Annotated in this window: 15 protein-coding genes; 6 read left to right on the forward strand and 9 right to left on the reverse strand. The window is 45.4% G+C overall.

All coding sequences use genetic code 11. The features are described 5' to 3' along the window. Nucleotides 1-40: 40 nt before the first annotated feature. Together JHD45_RS06075 and JHD45_RS06080 are read right to left on the reverse strand one after the other, a co-directional pair. Complete coding sequence (locus JHD45_RS06075; RefSeq protein WP_199475614.1) at nucleotides 41-1138, reverse strand: linear amide C-N hydrolase; 1098 nt, start codon at nucleotides 1136-1138, stop codon at nucleotides 41-43. A gap of 249 nt (nucleotides 1139-1387) precedes the next feature. Continuing rightward, nucleotides 1388-2248, reverse strand: a complete 861-nt coding sequence (locus JHD45_RS06080; RefSeq protein WP_199475615.1) for a LysR substrate-binding domain-containing protein — start codon at nucleotides 2246-2248, stop codon at nucleotides 1388-1390. 107 nt (nucleotides 2249-2355) lie between these two features. Here JHD45_RS06080 and JHD45_RS06085 point away from each other — a divergent pair, with 107 nt between their 5' ends. Then, a complete protein-coding gene (locus tag JHD45_RS06085) occupies nucleotides 2356-3291 on the forward strand; it encodes a DMT family transporter (RefSeq protein WP_233407618.1) in 936 nt (311 codons plus the stop codon). A 78-nt stretch (nucleotides 3292-3369) separates the two neighbouring features. On the opposite strand, the gene JHD45_RS06090 is transcribed toward JHD45_RS06085, so the two are convergent. After that, nucleotides 3370-3708, reverse strand: a complete 339-nt coding sequence (locus JHD45_RS06090) for a zinc ribbon domain-containing protein YjdM (protein WP_199475616.1) — start codon at nucleotides 3706-3708, stop codon at nucleotides 3370-3372. Between the two features lie 196 nt (nucleotides 3709-3904). Here JHD45_RS06090 and JHD45_RS06095 point away from each other — a divergent pair, with 196 nt between their 5' ends. The 4 genes from JHD45_RS06095 to JHD45_RS06110 all read left to right on the forward strand — a co-directional run bounded on the left by JHD45_RS06095 (nucleotide 3905) and on the right by JHD45_RS06110 (nucleotide 9576). Beyond that, on the forward strand, nucleotides 3905-5227 hold the full coding sequence (locus JHD45_RS06095) for a DASH family cryptochrome (RefSeq protein ID WP_199475617.1): 1323 nt from the start codon (nucleotides 3905-3907) through the stop codon (nucleotides 5225-5227). Between the two features lie 11 nt (nucleotides 5228-5238). Next, nucleotides 5239-6801, forward strand: coding sequence for a cryptochrome/photolyase family protein (locus JHD45_RS06100; protein WP_199475618.1), 1563 nt, complete (start codon nucleotides 5239-5241; stop codon nucleotides 6799-6801). Between the two features lie 167 nt (nucleotides 6802-6968). Further along, nucleotides 6969-8108 carry a hypothetical protein gene (locus JHD45_RS06105; RefSeq protein ID WP_199475619.1) on the forward strand — a complete coding sequence of 380 codons (1140 nt, stop codon included), beginning with the start codon at nucleotides 6969-6971 and terminating at the stop codon, nucleotides 8106-8108. A 202-nt stretch (nucleotides 8109-8310) separates the two neighbouring features. Then, complete coding sequence (locus JHD45_RS06110; protein ID WP_199475620.1) at nucleotides 8311-9576, forward strand: serine hydrolase domain-containing protein; 1266 nt, start codon at nucleotides 8311-8313, stop codon at nucleotides 9574-9576. A 103-nt stretch (nucleotides 9577-9679) separates the two neighbouring features. Here JHD45_RS06110 and JHD45_RS06115 read toward each other — a convergent pair whose 3' ends face one another. From JHD45_RS06115 to JHD45_RS06125, 3 genes are all read right to left on the reverse strand, one after another. Next, entirely contained in the window at nucleotides 9680-10906 is a 1227-nt protein-coding gene (locus JHD45_RS06115; protein ID WP_199475621.1) for an MFS transporter, read from the reverse strand. A gap of 62 nt (nucleotides 10907-10968) precedes the next feature. Further along, the gene (locus JHD45_RS06120; protein WP_199475622.1) at nucleotides 10969-11763 is read right to left on the reverse strand and encodes an ABC transporter ATP-binding protein; all 795 of its coding nucleotides are present in this window, start codon (nucleotides 11761-11763) and stop codon (nucleotides 10969-10971) included. Nucleotides 11764-11765: 2 nt separating this feature from the next. Next, nucleotides 11766-12821, reverse strand: coding sequence for a FecCD family ABC transporter permease (locus tag JHD45_RS06125; RefSeq protein ID WP_199475623.1), 1056 nt, complete (start codon nucleotides 12819-12821; stop codon nucleotides 11766-11768). Nucleotides 12822-13157: 336 nt separating this feature from the next. On the opposite strand from JHD45_RS06125, the gene JHD45_RS06130 reads away from it, so the two are divergent. Continuing rightward, a complete protein-coding gene (locus tag JHD45_RS06130; RefSeq protein WP_199475624.1) occupies nucleotides 13158-14237 on the forward strand; it encodes an ABC transporter substrate-binding protein in 1080 nt (359 codons plus the stop codon). A gap of 74 nt (nucleotides 14238-14311) precedes the next feature. On the opposite strand, the gene JHD45_RS06135 is transcribed toward JHD45_RS06130, so the two are convergent. From JHD45_RS06135 to JHD45_RS06145, 3 genes are all read right to left on the reverse strand, one after another. Then, complete coding sequence (locus JHD45_RS06135; RefSeq protein WP_199475625.1) at nucleotides 14312-15535, reverse strand: MFS transporter; 1224 nt, start codon at nucleotides 15533-15535, stop codon at nucleotides 14312-14314. Nucleotides 15536-15743: 208 nt separating this feature from the next. Then, nucleotides 15744-16259 (reverse strand): glycine cleavage system protein R, encoded by a 516-nt coding sequence (locus tag JHD45_RS06140; protein WP_199475626.1) that lies wholly within the window; start codon nucleotides 16257-16259, stop codon nucleotides 15744-15746. Between the two features lie 112 nt (nucleotides 16260-16371). Then, nucleotides 16372-17043: a YoaK family protein gene (locus tag JHD45_RS06145; protein WP_199475627.1), complete on the reverse strand. Its 672-nt coding sequence runs from the start codon at nucleotides 17041-17043 to the stop codon at nucleotides 16372-16374. Nucleotides 17044-17057 lie beyond the last annotated feature (14 nt).

Raw genomic sequence — 17057 nt, forward strand, 5'->3', positions numbered from 1 at the left:
ATTATTTTGTCCTACTCCTCGCGCCATTTGAGAGTAATCTCTATCGGCTTACCTCAGTTAACTTGATATCGTAAGGGCTGACCGCTTCAGGACGATAGCATTTACCATCTTTCTCATCCCAGTCCACGTCGTTTAACGCGATCGCGGTCACTTGTGGCGATTCATAAAAACGAATACAGAACACGCCATTGGTTAAGTCTTTGCTAACCACCCACTGAGTATAATCTTCTCCAGCCCCTTCATTTTGAGGCTCAACCACTAGGCCTTTAGGAATGTCCACAGTATTCATAATATGAAACCCTATATTCAGTGCTTCATTCGAATCTTTCCCTTGGTTCACAAAACCCGACGTAAAAGCCGTCTTAATAAATCGGCTCGGTGGTGTTGGATCACCTGGAAGCCCTTTTAAGCCAGACCCATTGCCCGTTGATGTAAAATCATAGCCCTGCAACGTCGCGCTTTTGACATTCTCTCGTTGAAGATTCACATAGTTGCGTAGATTACTCATATGAAAAGGAAATTCTGGTGAGTTAGTGCAGGTATGTACTGGGTTATTGTATATACGAACTTTTCCATCGATGAATTCAATGACAATACTATGGCCCGTTTTGTCGTGAAGAGGGAAATGAATAGGGTAAATACCTGAAGGCCCACTTCTATCCAATTCTTGGTAGCTAATCGGAGTAACTTGCACTTGAGGCTGGAAGTAAATGGAGTCTCTGTATTCAAAAAAAGTGTTTAGCGGACTCTCTTCATCCACTATTTTTCCCATCGCTAACACCACTTCGTTGCAGTTGGAAAAACTACTTAGCACCCACTGCAAAAAATCAAGATTACTAATGGTATTGGCAGGGTTGGTACTTTTGGGGTACTCGCTTTCAGGCAACCACAAGGCCCCCCCAGACAGCCCCTCGGTATTGATACCGTCAGATACACAGTCTAAACCTAACGCATTGACGCCCACATAACTGTATTTGCCAGTCCAAATAAATTGCGCTCGACTAGGTCTATTGTCGTTTAAAAATCGATAACCCGCTTTCCTAAAAAAAATATTTGACCGCAAATCTTCGGCAAACTCCATGGTTCGCCCATTGATGAAAGCGCCATCTTTCGCACTTATTGTAAAGTCAGTACACATTGTCACACTCTCCAGAATATTTTACATGCCATTCACTAGGCCATAATCCAGAAAGAGTTATATAGAAACATCAAGCAAAAAGGTATTACACGGCATTACACAAAGAGTATGAGGAGCGATACGGCTTTCCAAACCACTTGCTTATTATCCGGCTTCTACTTATTTTGTTTTACAGATAGTAGATTAGTAGATGCTCCCCATGAATACGGCATAGCTATTAGGTCATATATCATTACTTAAGAATAAAGCTTAATGCTCTTCAAAGATTTGCTGAGTACACTCCACAAACGCACTGATTGCGCTGGAAGGGCTGTCTTTGCGGGACACTAGATAGGTGGGGGCATTGGCAATATCTGGTTCGACGGTGCGGTAGGTTAAACCTTCGGTTTGGTGTAGCGCTAGCAGTGAACGCGGTACCATGCCAATACCCATTCCGGCAATCACACAGCTGATCATGGTGTAGTAGCTGGGAATCTCGATAATGCGCTCGCAGGTCCGCTCATGACGCTTTAGCCACTTCTCTAAACGATCACGATAAGAGCAGCCTTTGTTATAGCCCACCATGGTGAGAGCCTCCGGTAAGGTTTCCAGTTCCCCCCAAGCGGCAGGCATGATCAATACCAACTCTTCTTCAAAGCAATAAGTACAGGATAATCGGGGATCGTCCGGCGGATCAGAGCTCATCACCACATCCAACGTCCCTTCTAACACACGCTCAATTAAAGGCATGGAAGCGGCGGTCATCAGCTCAATTTGCACCGCTGGGTAGGCATCGTGATAGTAGGTTAAAATGCGAGGCAAACGTGATGCGGCACTGCTTTCCATGGATCCCAAACGTAATAATCCAGACGGTTCCGCTTGGGTTAATTCCGCAATGGCACTTTTTTGTAGTTGTAAAATTTTATCGGCGTAGTCCAATAATCTCAAACCAGCTGACGTGACGGAAAGTCGGTTATTCTCTCGCAAAAACAGCTCTACATTCAGTTCGCTTTCCAATTTTTTTAGCCGTGCAGTGACATTGGACGGCACCCGATGAAGCGCTTGTGCTGCACGAGTAACGCCTTTGTGTTCGACCACCGCTTTGAAAACCAAAAGATCTGAAATATCCATTTAGCAACTCTTTCATTTTTAGTGAATGACTTGTTCTTAATTATTCATTATTAATGAATACCCCATCACTTTATACTGTCTAAAACTTAAAGGAAAGAGGGTATATTATGCAAAATTCGACAATGGAGACCTCCTCCTTGCCAATCAAAGGGCTAGCGTATGCACTAGCAGCGGTGGCAATTTGGACAGGTTTTATTTTGGTTTCTAAAGCTGGAGCACTCGGTTCATTGGCGCTGCCCGATATGATGATAGTGCGTTTTGGCACGGCCTTCATTTTGTTTTCGCCTTTTATCTGGCAGCACCGTAAGACCATTTTGCAATGGCGTATGTTTGTTCTGGGCAGTATTGGCGGTTTAGGCTATGCCTTGTTCGTTTATAATGGTTTTCAGCATGCACCGGCGACACATGCGGCGTTACTTTTACCCGGTTTAATGCCGATTATGATTGCAGTATTCGCCTATTTCTTAGCAAATGAACGCCACTCAGCAGCGTCTTGGATCGGTATCCTAGTAAGCAGTTTAGGGATTCTCGCCCTATTAATAGAGACCATGCTGTCAGGCGCACCCTATTGGCTAGGCGATATTAGCTTTGTGATTGCCTGTGTTTTTTGGGGTATTTTCACGGTATTGCTACGCCGTTGGAAGTTTGCCCCTTGGCACGCGACACTGGGCATTATTACGGTGACGACCATACTATTTACGCCCGTGTATGTGTTTTTCTTACCACACCATTTAGGCGATGCCTCTTGGCAAATGCTCGGTATCCAGGCGTTTTACCAAGGGATTATGGCGACGGTAGTGCAGATGATTTTTTATGGTCGTGCCGTACATATCATCGGTGCCACTAAGATGGGCAGTTTGATGGCATTGGTGCCAGTGTTTGCCAGCGTACTGGCTGTCCCTCTATTTGGTGAGCACTGGACCAGCGGCTTAACCATTGCGCTGGTATTCATCCTCGTCGGAACCTTGATTGGTTATATTCATTTCCCTAAACGCTGCAAATTGCGCAATAAGGAAAACAAAAAATTCGCTCTAAAAAGTTGATGCTTAGCGAATCAAAGGACAAAAAAACCGCCTTAGCGAAGGTCGCTAAGGCGGTTTTTTTGTGATGATAAAGAAGCCTTAAGACATCTTTTTCACAAACTGAGATTTCAGCATCATGTCACCACCGCCATCCAACTTACAGTCGATGTCATGGTCACCGTCGACTAGACGTTTGATGGTCGCTTTGGTGCCGATTTTAAGCACTTGAGACGAGCCTTTTACTTTTAGATCTTTTGCCAAGGTCACTTTGTCACCTTCTTGTAGCAGATTGCCACCCGCATCTTTGATAATAAGCGCGTCCTCATCCACAACCTCTTCATTCGGGTTCCATTCGTGGGCGCACTCTGGACAAATCAGCATGGCTTGATCTTCATAGACGTAAGAAGAATTACATTGTGGGCAATTAGGAAGACTCATCGTTTTATCACAACCTTTGACGTTAACAGAAATAATGCCGCCTATTATAACCGCATTTTCACTATGGTTTTTGCTCACCAATAAAAAATAATCTATTTTTTGCACACACTAGGTATTTTGAATAGGCAGAGCAATCTGAATTATTGGTTAAAACGTACTAAACTTGTGCAGTAAGACAACGAAGCAGGAGCGTACGATGAAAGTAGGCGTAGTTTGGTTTGGGGATGATTTACGTTGTTCGGATCAAAGCATGTTGTGGAAAGCCGCGCAAGAAATGGACTATCTCGTCTGTTTGTATTGCGATGAGCCCCATCAACGTCGCCCTAGCCGTTATTCGACACAAGGTATGTCAGCCATTCGTCGAGGCTTTTTAGTGCAAGGCCTCAATGATCTGGCTATAAAATTAGGTGCTATCGGACAAACTTTGTTTGTCAGCACCATGGATGCCGTCACCAGCTTGGGCCTACTATTTGACACAGTACCTATCTCCCATTTATATCGTAACCACCATGGTGGTTGGGATGAGCAACAGTCTCTCAATCGTATTGCGAAACTCTACCCTGATGTCCGTTCTCATATCGATCATGGTTTAAGTTTATTTTCACCCTCACAACTCCCTTTTGCCGGATCAAAATTACCAGACACCTTCACACAGTTTCGCCACTTGGTCGAAGAGGTCGTGGTCTCTCCTCCGCTTCCAACACCAAGAGCGCTTCCTCCGGTTCCCCATTTTGATATGCCGTTAATTCGCCCTTGGCAAATTGAGCACGTCGAAAGTAGTGGAGCATTTACCGGGGGAGAATACGCCGCCGTGAGTCAGCTAAGCGACTATTTTTCGACAACACTACCAAGCCACTATAAAGAAGTGCGTAATTCGTTGGATGGCTGGGAAAACTCCACTAAGTTCTCCCCTTGGTTAGCGCAAGGTAGTTTATCCCCTCATCAAATTAAGGCCAGTATCGATGCATATGAACGGGATCATGGGGCGAACGAGTCGACCTACTGGATTTATTTCGAGTTGCTGTGGCGTGAATATTTCCATTGGTATGCAACCTGTTATGGCAAGCAGCTGTTTTTACCAGGCGGCCTATCTGGCAAACAGACTCACGGCAGTTATTATGCGGAACGATTCCGTAAATGGTGTCAGGGCAACACCCCTTACCCACTGGTTAATGCTTGCATGAAACAACTTAATCAAACGGGCTATATCAGCAATCGTGGCCGGCAACTGGCCGCCAGTTGCCTAATCAATGAGTTAGGTGTCGATTGGCGCTACGGTGCCGCTTATTTTGAAGAACAATTGATTGATTATAGCGTTGGGGCAAACTGGGGAAATTGGCAATACATTGCAGGAGTTGGTGCTGATCCAAGGGGCGGACGTCACTTTAATTTAGCAAAACAAACCGAGCAATACGATCCAAACCATCATTTTATAAACAAATGGCAAGGTCACCGTTTTGATGAACTATTAGATTCCGTCGATGCGGCCGACTGGCCCATTTATCGTAGAATGTCTTAGCGCCTGTAGCCATGCATACAAACCATTCTTACCATACACTGCGCGTTATTCTTGGCGATCAATTAAACGCGGCCCATTCTTGGTTTCAAAAAAGAGACCAGGACGTGCTTTATCTGATCGCAGAACTGCACCCAGAAGCGACTTACGTGACACACCATATCCAAAAATTGTGCGCCTTTTTTCTCGCTATGGAACGTTTTTCAGAGGCTTTAAAAGACCATGGTCATCAAGTATGTTATCTCACGTTGGATGACACGCAAGGACAAACGCTTGATGAGGTCATCCTGACACTGGCGAGCCAGCACAAAGTGCAGCATATTGAATTGCAGCGCCCGGATGAATATCGTGTATTCAAGCAATATCAAACCCTTATCACCCAACAGTCGGTCCCTTCCGTACACATGGTCGATAGTGAGCATTTCCTATTGCCATTCAATGAGATTCCCCATTATTTTCAAGCCAATCATCCAGTTCGAATGGAGCATTTTTATCGTAGAATGCGCCAACGTTTTAATGTCCTGATGGCAGGAGAAGGCCAGCCAGAAGGGGGGAAATGGAACTACGACAGTCATAATCGCAATAAACTCAAAGAAAGCGACCTTGATAATATTCCTGTTCCTTTGTGTTTTCAGCACGATGTAACGCATTTACTTGAGCGCATAGAACGTCATGGCATTGTCTCCCTTGGTACCGCACAAGCCAGCTTAGCTTGGCCCGTGACCAGTCAAGATGCGCTAAGCTTGCTGACATTCTTTTGTGAGCATTTATTACCCAACTTTGGTCGTTTCCAAGATGCAATGACTCATAAAAGTCCCCATAGTTGGAGCTTATACCATTCGCGTTTATCCTTTGCTCTCAACAGTAAGTTGATTAGTCCAAAACACGTTATCAAAGCGGCGATTACTCACTATCAACATAATGATGCCATCGATATTGCTCAAATTGAGGGCTTTGTCCGGCAAATACTGGGGTGGCGAGAGTATATGCGGGGTATGTATTGGATTAATATGCCCGCTTACCAGCGGCAGAATGTATTGGATGCCGAGCGAGATCTCCCTAGTTATTTTTGGCATGGACACACTAAGATGCACTGCCTTGCTAGTGCCATTGGCCAATCGCTCCACTATGCTTATGCTCATCATATTCAGCGGCTTATGGTGACAGGAAACTTCTGTTTATTAACTGGCATTCAGCCAGATCAAGTGGATGAGTGGTATTTGGGCATTTATGTCGATGCTCTAGAATGGGTCGAGCTGCCAAACACTCGGGGGATGAGCCAGTTTGCTGACGGAGGCTGGATAGCCTCCAAACCTTACGCTGCCAGTGGTCATTACATTCAGAAAATGAGCGATTACTGCGGTGACTGCCACTATAAAGTCAAAGAGAAAGTCGGTGAAAAGGCCTGTCCACTCAATAGCCTTTACTGGCATTTTATGATCAAACATCGCTCAAGGATCGCCACCAATCCACGTATCGGCATGCTTTATGGTCACTGGGATAAGCAAACGAAAGAGCAAAAACACGCCGTTTTAGCCCACGCTAAATGGTGCTTGGATAATATTGAAGCATTGTAACGTCAGCCTCTCTCTTCAGCTCATCACTCTACTTTCTTTGCGGGACAGTCTTTTGTACTTCCTCGAGGCTAAAGTCTATATTACTATAAAAATAAGAACACTTTAGCCCCTTGATAATGAATGAGTTGATTACATGACCTAGTCATCTAGGAGAGAAAAAAATAAGTATGTTGCAAGAGAATGATCTCATCTCCGATATCTATGGCTGTGTAGATGCGCCTCAGCAATGGGTTAGCGTGTTAAATCAATTAAAAAGGATATTAAACGCCTCCAGCGTCGCACTACAAGTCTATCGTCGTGAGACCAATAATACTTTTACCCTCAAGTGGAGTGTTCGCGATGCCTTTTCCCTACAACATGCAGAACTCCATGATAAATGGGTGAATAATAGCGACAACCCACGTCACGAGATTCCGCTACAAAGTCCGATTCAGGTGATCTGCGATGATGATTACTTTTCACCTCATAGCCCTCGTTTTCAACGCTTTCAACACCAACTCTCGAATGCAGGACTAGGCAAGGCCATTATGTTAGACATTCAGGGAGAGTCTAGTGCTTATATCTGCTTAATCGCTCATCATTTAGTGGGAGAAGACAGGGGCTTTTCACCCGATATTCAAGCCTTGCTCATGCGGCTCGCCCCCCATATAAAACAAGCCGTTTCGTTAACCGAAAAAATGAATGCTACGTTGCATCTTCATAGCCATATGACCAGTGCGATGAATCAATTACGCACTGGGGTGTTACTCTTAGACAATGAGGCTAACATATCTTGGTGTAACACTTGCGCCCACCAGCTTATTGACCAATCGAGCGATCTATCACTCATCAACCAAAAGTTGGTATTTAGACAATCACAAGACTTACAAGAGTTCAAAACGCACTTCCAACGGACTGTTTCTTCCTCTTCTCGAGGCATTAGACGCATTGCGGTGTTAGGCAAGAATAGCGAGCAGTCAATCGAAGTGTTGCTTTCCCCTGTCGACCAAAGTCCTTCCTTGTGTGTGGATTTGAACATGGTGTCTAAAAATAATGTCATTATGTTTTTAAAAGGCAAAGACTCAACGAGCTTACAGCAAAATGAAATTCAAACGCTCTTTGGCCTAACCCCCACAGAGTCTCTGTTGGCCATTGCCCTTGCTGAGGGACATTCATTAAACGATTATGCTGAACGTCGTGGTGTCTCAGTAGGTACGGCTCGTATTCAGCTAAAAAGCATTTTCTCAAAAATGCGCATTAATCGGCAATCCGAGCTGGTACAACGCCTTTGGTCATCCGTTTCTGCCAGTACCTCACGCTATTTCTAACATTTCAAGCCATTTCCAAGCGACCTACCGTTCAATCATTAAATAAGACAACCCTCAAGAAGCCGAAAAGATCTCCCATATGGGAGATGACATTTATCCGCACAATTCAGATGATAGAGAATACCGTCTTATTGAAAACAGTCGTTATTCTCAGAAAATAACGGTCTCCATATAAGAACAACTTCTATCAGGAGAGCTCTCTATGTTGGCAAATAAAACCATCAAAAACATGCCTATCGATGATACATCACCCAGCACACTACCATCCGATTCCATCTCGACCAGTGAGGTAAACCCTAATCAGGTAAACCCTTTAGTCGCCAAGGTCGGACCGGTTTCTGACGTCCCTGTCGCGATCCAAAATCTACGCTGGGCCATGCTAGATGGCGATGTAAACACGCTCACCTTTCGTTCTATGGACACACTATTTACCACACGCCAAGTCGGGCACTCTGGTCCCGTATCGATCTTGCCCCGCGAAGACGCCGACATGGACTTGACCTATTCGTTTGAAGGTAAAAACTACACAACAAACGACTTTCTAGATCGCACCTATACCAACGCCATGTTAGTCATGAAAGACGGCAAAATCGTTTACGAAAACTATCTTAACCATATGCAACCAAATATTCGTCACATGGGATGGTCTATGACCAAATCATTAGTGTCTATTTTAGTTGGGATTGCTTATGAAGAAGGTCGTATCGAATCCTTAGACGAGCTGATTACCCACTACCTGCCTGAACTAGCAACGGGTGCCTATGAAGGCGTTACTATTCGCCAAGTGTTGGAAATGACTTCCGGAGTAGATTACGAAGAACGTTACGATTTTATTCATCCAGGTATAGCCGCCAAAAACCATATATTAGCCCTAGTCAAAAATGTCGCCCGCTTTGCAGACACCGCCAAGACCTTAGAACGCAAACATACACCAGGTACAGTATCTGAGTACAAAACCATTGATACTGCCGTATTAGGTGTTTTACTCGAAAAGGTATTAAAGGGCGAAAATCTCTCTTCTTATATGGCTCGAAAAATGTGGGAGCCCATGGGCATGGAACAAAATGGCTTCTTCATCATGGATGGACCGCCAGGCATTGGCCGCGAGTTCACAGGTGCTGGTTTTAACGCCACACTTCGCGACTGGGCACGAATTGGTCAGCTAATGCTCAACAAAGGCGAATTTAATGGTCATCGCATTATCAGCGAAAAGTATGTCGATCTATCCACTTGCCCAGCCTTGCCTGAAGACCCACAAAGCGGTGGTTATGGCTACCAATGGTGGACCATGCCAAACTGCAAGGCCTACTCAGCCATTGGGTTACAAGGTCAGTTTATATTCGTCGATCCAGACACCAAAACGGTCATTGTAAAACTAAGCTATTTCCCACAAGAAAAAATGATTGAAGCGGAAAAAGAAGCCCTTACCTTCTTCAAGAAAATTTCTCATTGGACACCAACTAAATAATACTTTCATTGCTGAATGCTCCGTGAATATTAGCCTAAGTGTCATGTACCAAAAAAGCACTTAGGCTTCTTTTCCGCCTCTACAAAGGTGATAGGCATTGGCGTTATGCGGTTACTTTCGTCGATAGGCCACAAACCTGCCGATACATGCCCATCCCTGAGACAATACCGAGCAGTGCCAAGCCTAACCAGATCCATTGATGACTAAATCCATCCAATGATAACAACCAGCCAATAGCAACGTTCCCCAAAAAGGCGGCCACCCCCCCCACACAGGAATAGAGTCCGTAGTAACTCCCAAGCTCCGATTTATCACAAAAGAGCGGAACATACGCGCCTAATAGGGGTAACAACAGCATGGATCCCAAACTGAATATGACGCCGTAAGCAATAAAGTTGAGCCAAGGCCAACCGGTCACATCGATTAAAAAGCACAGAAATGATCCGCCCATAATAAACAAACCTAATCCCATTGCTTTAGCACTACCAATGGTACGAGAGACCCAATAACTGATCGGCATTTGCAACGTAATGCCTAAAATTGACGTGGTCATAAATACCCAAGTAATCACATAAGGGCCAAGGCCACGGCTTGATACTTCATTCGGTAACGACAAATACAACTGTTGGAAAAACAAATGAAACGCACAAGCGCAGAGGATAAAACCCATAAAACGCTTATTTTTCATCATGCTAGACCATTGTTGCCAGAAACGCTGATCCGCAGAAGAACGTTTCACTTGTTCACTTAGCTCAGGCAAAAAGCGCCACTGAATAAAAAATAACCCCAGAAACAAAATCGCCGAGATTAAGCCAACCCACATAAAGCTGACGGCCATAAAGGAAACACCGACCAAAGGGCCAAGCAGTACCCCACCTTCCCGCGCCCAGTTTTGCATAGCAAAAATACGATTTCGTTGCACTTGATCGGTGGCCTGATAAGCCAAATACGCGCTGCTAGAAGGGGTAAATAGCGCCCCTGCAAAGCCTGTGAAAAAAGCGCCCAGTAACAACAACGGTAAATTTTGTGCGAGCCCCAATAGAGCAAAGCCCAATACCCGAATCAAGCAGCCTAACAGGATTAAGCGTTTATAACCTAAGTAATCCCCCAGTGTTCCCCCAATCAGGAACAAGCCCTGTTGGCTCAGTACACGCAGGCCAATGACCAAACCGACATACCAAGGGCTCAGCCCCAATGACCGCTGCAGATGATCCGCGAGATAGGGCAACAGCATGTAAAAACCTAGGTTGAAGGTAAAGCTGTTAAGGATCAACACGCGACTGGCAGCCGACAAGCGACGCCAGTCATTAAGAAAGTCCGAGGTATTCATGAATAATCTATTGGGATACTCTTAGGTAAGAAGAGGGTAAAATAAGGAATGGACGGTAGAGTTTACACCACCGCCGCTAAAGGTGCTTCGTGTCCATTGCGTTGTGTTCGAATAAATGGGACACCCGCACTATCCAGAATGACATCGGCTTTCACACCATACACTGTTTCCACTAACTCTGGTGTCAATACTTCTTTAGGCGAGCCATGAGCCACCAGCTTACCGCCCTTTAATACCAACAAGTTATCGGCATACTGTGCAGCCAAATTCAAATCGTGTAGGACCATCACTGAAACCCAGTCTTTCGCTTTGGTTTGTGAATCTAAATGATCCAGCATGACTTGCTGGAAATGCAGATCCAACGCACTGACGGGTTCGTCCAGCATAAGAATTTTCGGCTGACGCATAAGAGCCTGAGCAAACAGCACCATCTGGCATTGTCCACCACTTAATGTCCGCACATCACGATTGGCAAGATGTACAAGCCCAATTTGATGCAAGGCACCAAGCGCTTCTTCTAGCAAGCTATCGCCAAGTTTTAAGGATAAAGCATCAAGCTGACCAAGCAGCACCACTTCTAATACACTCAGGCCCACATCAAGGCGAATGTCTTGGGGCATATAGCCAAAATGTTGGCGCCACTCACCAAGATGTTTGCGGTCTATTTCTTGATCCTGAAAGAAAATACGTCCTTGCTGAGGCGCTAAATCGCCAAATAAGGCTTTCAGCAACGAGCTCTTACCTGTGCCGTTCGGGCCAATGATCACATGAGTTTGCCCGGCCTTAAGGGTAAAGCTCATATCATCCGCTAGCACCAAATCATCAAAGGCGAGATGTAAATGACGAACTTCTAACATATTTAGCGTCTCTTACTCATGATCAACCAGAAGAAAAACGGCACCCCGATAATGGCCGTCACAATACCAATAGGAAACAGCGCCCCAGGTACAATCACTTTGGACAATACCGACGCACTGGATAATAAAAACGCCCCCACAAGAAAGGATAAAGGCAAAAAGTAACGTTGATCTTCCCCCACCAACATACGGGCAATATTGGGCGCGACAATGCCGATAAAACCAATGATACCAACAAAACTGGTGACAGTAGCCGTCATAATGGCGACAAGCACCAGCGTTTTTAGTCGTAGGCGTGTCACGTCAACCCCTAAGCTTTTTGCCCTCTCTTCCCCTAAACGTAAGGCCGTCAGCTTCCACGAGTCTTTTATCAAAATGATCAGACACAGAGTGATCATGCCAGCGGTAATACTCACATTCGTCCAACTGGATTTGGTTAAACTACCAAACAACCAAAACAAAATTTGCTGACTCAACTCTGGCGAAGACACAAATTGTACCAACGAGAGTAGTGATTGAAATAAGAAGAGCAGGGCAATCCCCGCAAGAATCAGCTGGCCCGAGGTAATATGACGCATCATTGCCAGTCCAAACAACAAACTTGCAGATAACATACAACATACGAAGGCACCGATGGGCACCGCCACATTCGATTCCAAACCAAGGGAACCTAAATACAACATCAAAGCCGCCCCAAAGCCCGATGCCGCCGCCATCCCTAAGGTGTAAGGGCTGGCCATTGGGTTATTTAGCAAGGTTTGCATCTCAGCCCCACCTACCCCTAATGAGCCCCCTACGACCACGGCCATAACGGCCATGGGTAAGCGCAGGCTGGACACAATAATTTGTGTCGTATTCGCTACCTCAACGGGGAAACCAAACAGGTGCGCCAAGGCATGGGTGACATCCAGCACACTGATCATGGATGGGCCGGTGGCAATATCGAAAACAAAAGACAATACCAATAGCAGGGCCAGTAAACTGATTATCAAAAACCGTCGTCGTTCATAGCTTCGCTGAGCCTTAAGGGCACTATGAACTATATTTGAATCTATCATGTATTTTTATCCTGTATTGCCCGTGAACCTTGGATAACACCGTCGTGACCTAAGGCAATACACCTTTTCGTTAGGAAAACCATCGCTAAAACGCCTTGTTCTTCGCTTACTTGCTTCTCAATAACACAAATTGAGCCGCCTATTATCGCGTTTCTACAAAATCATTAAAGAGCTATTCGCAATATAATTAGAAAAAGCAATGATAATGATTTGCATATGTATTGTAATTGAACGTAATATTCGCACAAGTGATTCTTGTGTTTTTACGGCCTTTTCTAAAGCCGCCCTTATTCGTAAGTTAAAAAATGTGTTGATGATTTCTTAAGGATACTATTCATGCTTAAAAAACTACTCTGTACTGCAGCGCTGTTGTTCTCAACCCTCAGCGTCGCTCAGACCACTACCATTACCGACGTTTTAGGACGACACGTCACCTTTGATGCGCCAGCAAAACGCGTCATTGTAGGATTTTACCCTGAAGATTATATGGCCATCGGTACCGAAGCTGCTTATGACCATGTGGTTGGTATGTCAAGATACATTTGGGAAGCCCGCAAAGCAAACTGGGACATGTATGTCAAACACCGCCCTTCATTGGCCAAGATCCCAGCTATTGGCCGAGTGGATACTAAGACTTTCTCGGTAGAAAAGGTCATCAGCCTAAACCCAGATCTTATTATGCTGGCAGCTTGGCAATACAAAGCACTTGGTGATGATGTAAAACGCTTGGAAAATGCTGGCATTCCTGTCGTGGTGGTGGACTACAACGCCGAAACCTTAAAACGTCATGTGTTAAGCACCAAAATCATTGGGGTGATAACAGGTCAACAGAAGCGTGCCGAAGAAATCGCCAACCAATACGCTCATACCATCCATATGATTGAGAATCGACTCGCCAAAGCCAATTTACCGAAGCCAAAAGTCTACACGGAGTTTGGCGCCTCTGGGGTCAATGATATTGGTTATACTTTTGGTAAAAACATGTGGGGAGCCATTAGTACCATTGCTGGGGGAGATAATATCGCCGCCCCTTATGTGGAATGGTGGGGAAAAATGAACCCAGAACAAATCATTGCCTCTAACCCTGACGTCATCGTGATAACAGGATACGAAGTAGGAAAAAGTGATGGCATGCTGATGGGACAGGGGATTTCTAAAAAAGTGGCCCAAGAACGTTTAGCGGGCTTTAAAAATCGTACGGGGTGGTCAACCATATCAGCGGTCAAAAATAACCGTATGTATGGTGCTTACCATGGTGCTTGTCGTACCATTTTAGACGGCCCCATGTTTGAATTCTACGCCAAAGCGCTCTATCCCAAGCTGTTTAGCGACTTAAATCCACAGCAGGATTATATAAACTTCTATAAAAAATACCTACCAGTTGTGCCAAAAGGCACCTTTATGGTTAAGATATAACCTAATAAAAAGCCTGAGCAACCTGCTGCTCAGGCTTTTTCTATAGAGTTGACTGCAACCAACGGCTCAAAATATCACGAAGTTGCCTTTTCTCGTAGATAACGAACCCCTAGCGCAACCGCGATTAAAGCCGACAAGCCACCGATACCAACCCCCCAGCGAGGCCCCAGCCAATCGGCCACCGCTCCCACGACAGGGCCACCCAGTGCCGTGCTTCCCAAGGCCGTGGCAATAACAATCGCCATCACTCGCCCCCGATAGTGACGTTCCGTTGACAATTGCATTAGCGTATTAGACGAAGTATTAAAAGCTTGTAAACTCAACCCCAAAAAGACTAACGCCACACAAAAGCCATAGAAACTCGTGCAATACGCCGCCACAATACTGCTTATCGCCACCCCCGAGGCGGCAATAGTGATAAACAGCATCGTCGGCTGTATTCGTCGCGCGGTGATAATCGCCCCCGTCATGGAGCCGATGGCCATAGTTGAAATCAAAAAACCATATTGATCTGAGTGGCCTTTAAATACATGTACCGTCATAGAAGACAAGTACACAGCGAAGTTCATACCAAATGAACAGATCAGAAACGTCATCAAGGCCACAGTGGTCATTTTTCTGCTTTTGGCGACATAGCGAAAACCATCGAAAAAGTTCGATGCAAACCCTGCTCCCCCGACATCGACCTTAACGACATTTTCTTTTTCTGACAAACGCGAGCGCAAACGATACAAGGAGGTTAACATGGGAATAAAGGATACGGCATTAAGCAAAAACACCCATCCCGCGCCAATCCATGAAATCAACACCCCCGCAATCGCCGGTCCAATCAAGCGCGCCGTATTAAAGGACAAGGAATTCAAGGATACCGCGTTAGACAATTCTTTTTCGTTGACAATATCAGACACAAAGGATTGCCGAGCGGGCGCATCAAATGCCGCCACGCAGCCCAATAAAAAGGCACAGACGCACACTTGCCACAGCGCCACCGTATTACTCAATATCAACAGTCCAAGGACCAAGGCTAATATCGCCATTAATACTTGCGTCACCATGAGAATTTTTCGACGGTTGAATTTATCGACTGTCCAACCAGTAATCGGCAACAGCAGAATTTGCGGTGCAAACTGTAAAAAGACCACCAGCCCAACGGCGGAAGCATTTTTATCAGACAATTCAGAGATCACAATCCAGTCTTGAGCGGTACGTTGCAACCAAGTTCCAATATTGGAAATAACCGCGCCAGTGAACCACAAGCGATAATTCGGGTTCGATAGAGATCGAAAGGTTTTGCTCAATCATCGCCTCCTAGCAGAGATAATCGATATGCGATAAAGAAAAGCGCTGGCTATAGAGAAGAGCTTCCCACCGGAGAAGAAAAAGAGGTCAGCGTTTCATTCCTTGACGTTGTCGCGTTAAATTAACAAGTTTAACGCGACAAAAGAATAGCGAACATGGCGTGTAAGATGGTTATCCCTAATGTTTCCTTACACAGAGCCACCCAAGTTAAATAGGGGTCGAATCCAACTCGATCATTAGGTCACTGCCTATACGTTCCAAAGCCGCTTCAATATCAGATTGCTGCAAACCATCCGGCACTCGCAATACAAGATCCGCCTTAAACAGCATGTCAGAGCTCATTGGCGCAGGTTCGCAGGAAGTATGCAGCTCTTTGACATTGACCATCAACGCGTGCAGCACTTGTGAAACTTCCTGAACAATGCCCGGTTTATCGTTACCCACTACGGACAAATACAAGATCTGCCCACTACTGGCAGGGACATTGGCTTTTTCTACCGTCACACTGACGCCCTTTTGATCAAAGGCTCGCAAGGCTTGAATGAGCGCCTCCTGCTGATCCGTGGGAACCGTTAACGTCAAAATACCCGCAAACTTATCCGCCAAATGAGCCATACGACTTTCCAGCCAATTACCATGATGGCGACGAATCACATCCGACAAACTCTCCACCATACCAGGCTTATCATCGCCTATAAAACTCAGTACCAAATGCTGCGTCATGATCTGCTCCTGATTATTTTTTTATTCCAATTATTGTGCTTTCACTATAGAACACTTTGCCCGATCGATCTTTTTATACACCACGGTTTTAATGTGATAAGGCTAAATATATTTAACTCGCCTCCACTTTAATCAAGCGTCGACGATATACTCGATACACAATGGCTAATAAAAAGCACAGTGTGGCAGGGATCGCCAATGCTTTAAAACGGTATGAGTCAAATACCAAGGTGCCAAAAGAACCACCAGAAATAAAACCCGTTACGATGGTCACAAGAAGCCAAGCTTTACGCTTATCGACCTGTTTGCCGCGAAAAGCACTGCCGAGCATAATCCCTAAATCCGTAAAAATCCCGGTCAGATGGGTCGTTCTCACCACCGCACCACTGTAGGTCGTCGCCAGAGCATTTTGTAAACCACAGGCGGTCGAAGCAAAGAATGGCCCGATATCATTACCATGCATTAAAAAGTACATGGAAACCAGTAAAAGACAGGCCTCTAGAATCAACAACACATCATAGAAACGCCCCAGCTTTAGCGATGAGCTGGTTAGCATAAAACCGGAAATAGCTGACCCCAATAAAAAACTCAACAGGATACCCACTAAGCGGAGTAATTCTCCTGTGTCATTCACAATCTGGCTGCCCACTAATGTCGCCGTCCCAGACACATGTGAGACCGCTTGATGTTCAAATCCTAACAAGGCCACGGCATTGACAAACCCCGCAACCATCGCCAATAAAAACGCCCCGTACTCTACCCACTTTGGCAAACTCGATAACACAATAGACTCCCATC

Source organism: Marinomonas spartinae, assembly GCF_016461715.1.
Lineage (GTDB): Bacteria > Pseudomonadota > Gammaproteobacteria > Pseudomonadales > Marinomonadaceae > Marinomonas > Marinomonas spartinae_A.

Coding starts and splice junctions, on each gene's coding strand:
- JHD45_RS06100 (WP_199475618.1), top strand. CDS start 5,239: ATGCATACAAACCATTCTTACCATACACTGCGCGTTATTCTTGGCGAT.
- JHD45_RS06125 (WP_199475623.1), bottom strand. CDS start 12,821: ATGATAGATTCAAATATAGTTCATAGTGCCCTTAAGGCTCAGCGAAGC.
- JHD45_RS06105 (WP_199475619.1), top strand. CDS start 6,969: ATGTTGCAAGAGAATGATCTCATCTCCGATATCTATGGCTGTGTAGAT.
- JHD45_RS06110 (WP_199475620.1), top strand. CDS start 8,311: ATGTTGGCAAATAAAACCATCAAAAACATGCCTATCGATGATACATCA.
- JHD45_RS06080 (WP_199475615.1), bottom strand. CDS start 2,248: ATGGATATTTCAGATCTTTTGGTTTTCAAAGCGGTGGTCGAACACAAA.
- JHD45_RS06115 (WP_199475621.1), bottom strand. CDS start 10,906: ATGAATACCTCGGACTTTCTTAATGACTGGCGTCGCTTGTCGGCTGCC.
- JHD45_RS06075 (WP_199475614.1), bottom strand. CDS start 1,138: ATGTGTACTGACTTTACAATAAGTGCGAAAGATGGCGCTTTCATCAAT.
- JHD45_RS06130 (WP_199475624.1), top strand. CDS start 13,158: ATGCTTAAAAAACTACTCTGTACTGCAGCGCTGTTGTTCTCAACCCTC.
- JHD45_RS06085 (WP_233407618.1), top strand. CDS start 2,356: ATGCAAAATTCGACAATGGAGACCTCCTCCTTGCCAATCAAAGGGCTA.
- JHD45_RS06090 (WP_199475616.1), bottom strand. CDS start 3,708: ATGAGTCTTCCTAATTGCCCACAATGTAATTCTTCTTACGTCTATGAA.
- JHD45_RS06120 (WP_199475622.1), bottom strand. CDS start 11,763: ATGTTAGAAGTTCGTCATTTACATCTCGCCTTTGATGATTTGGTGCTA.
- JHD45_RS06140 (WP_199475626.1), bottom strand. CDS start 16,259: ATGACGCAGCATTTGGTACTGAGTTTTATAGGCGATGATAAGCCTGGT.
- JHD45_RS06095 (WP_199475617.1), top strand. CDS start 3,905: ATGAAAGTAGGCGTAGTTTGGTTTGGGGATGATTTACGTTGTTCGGAT.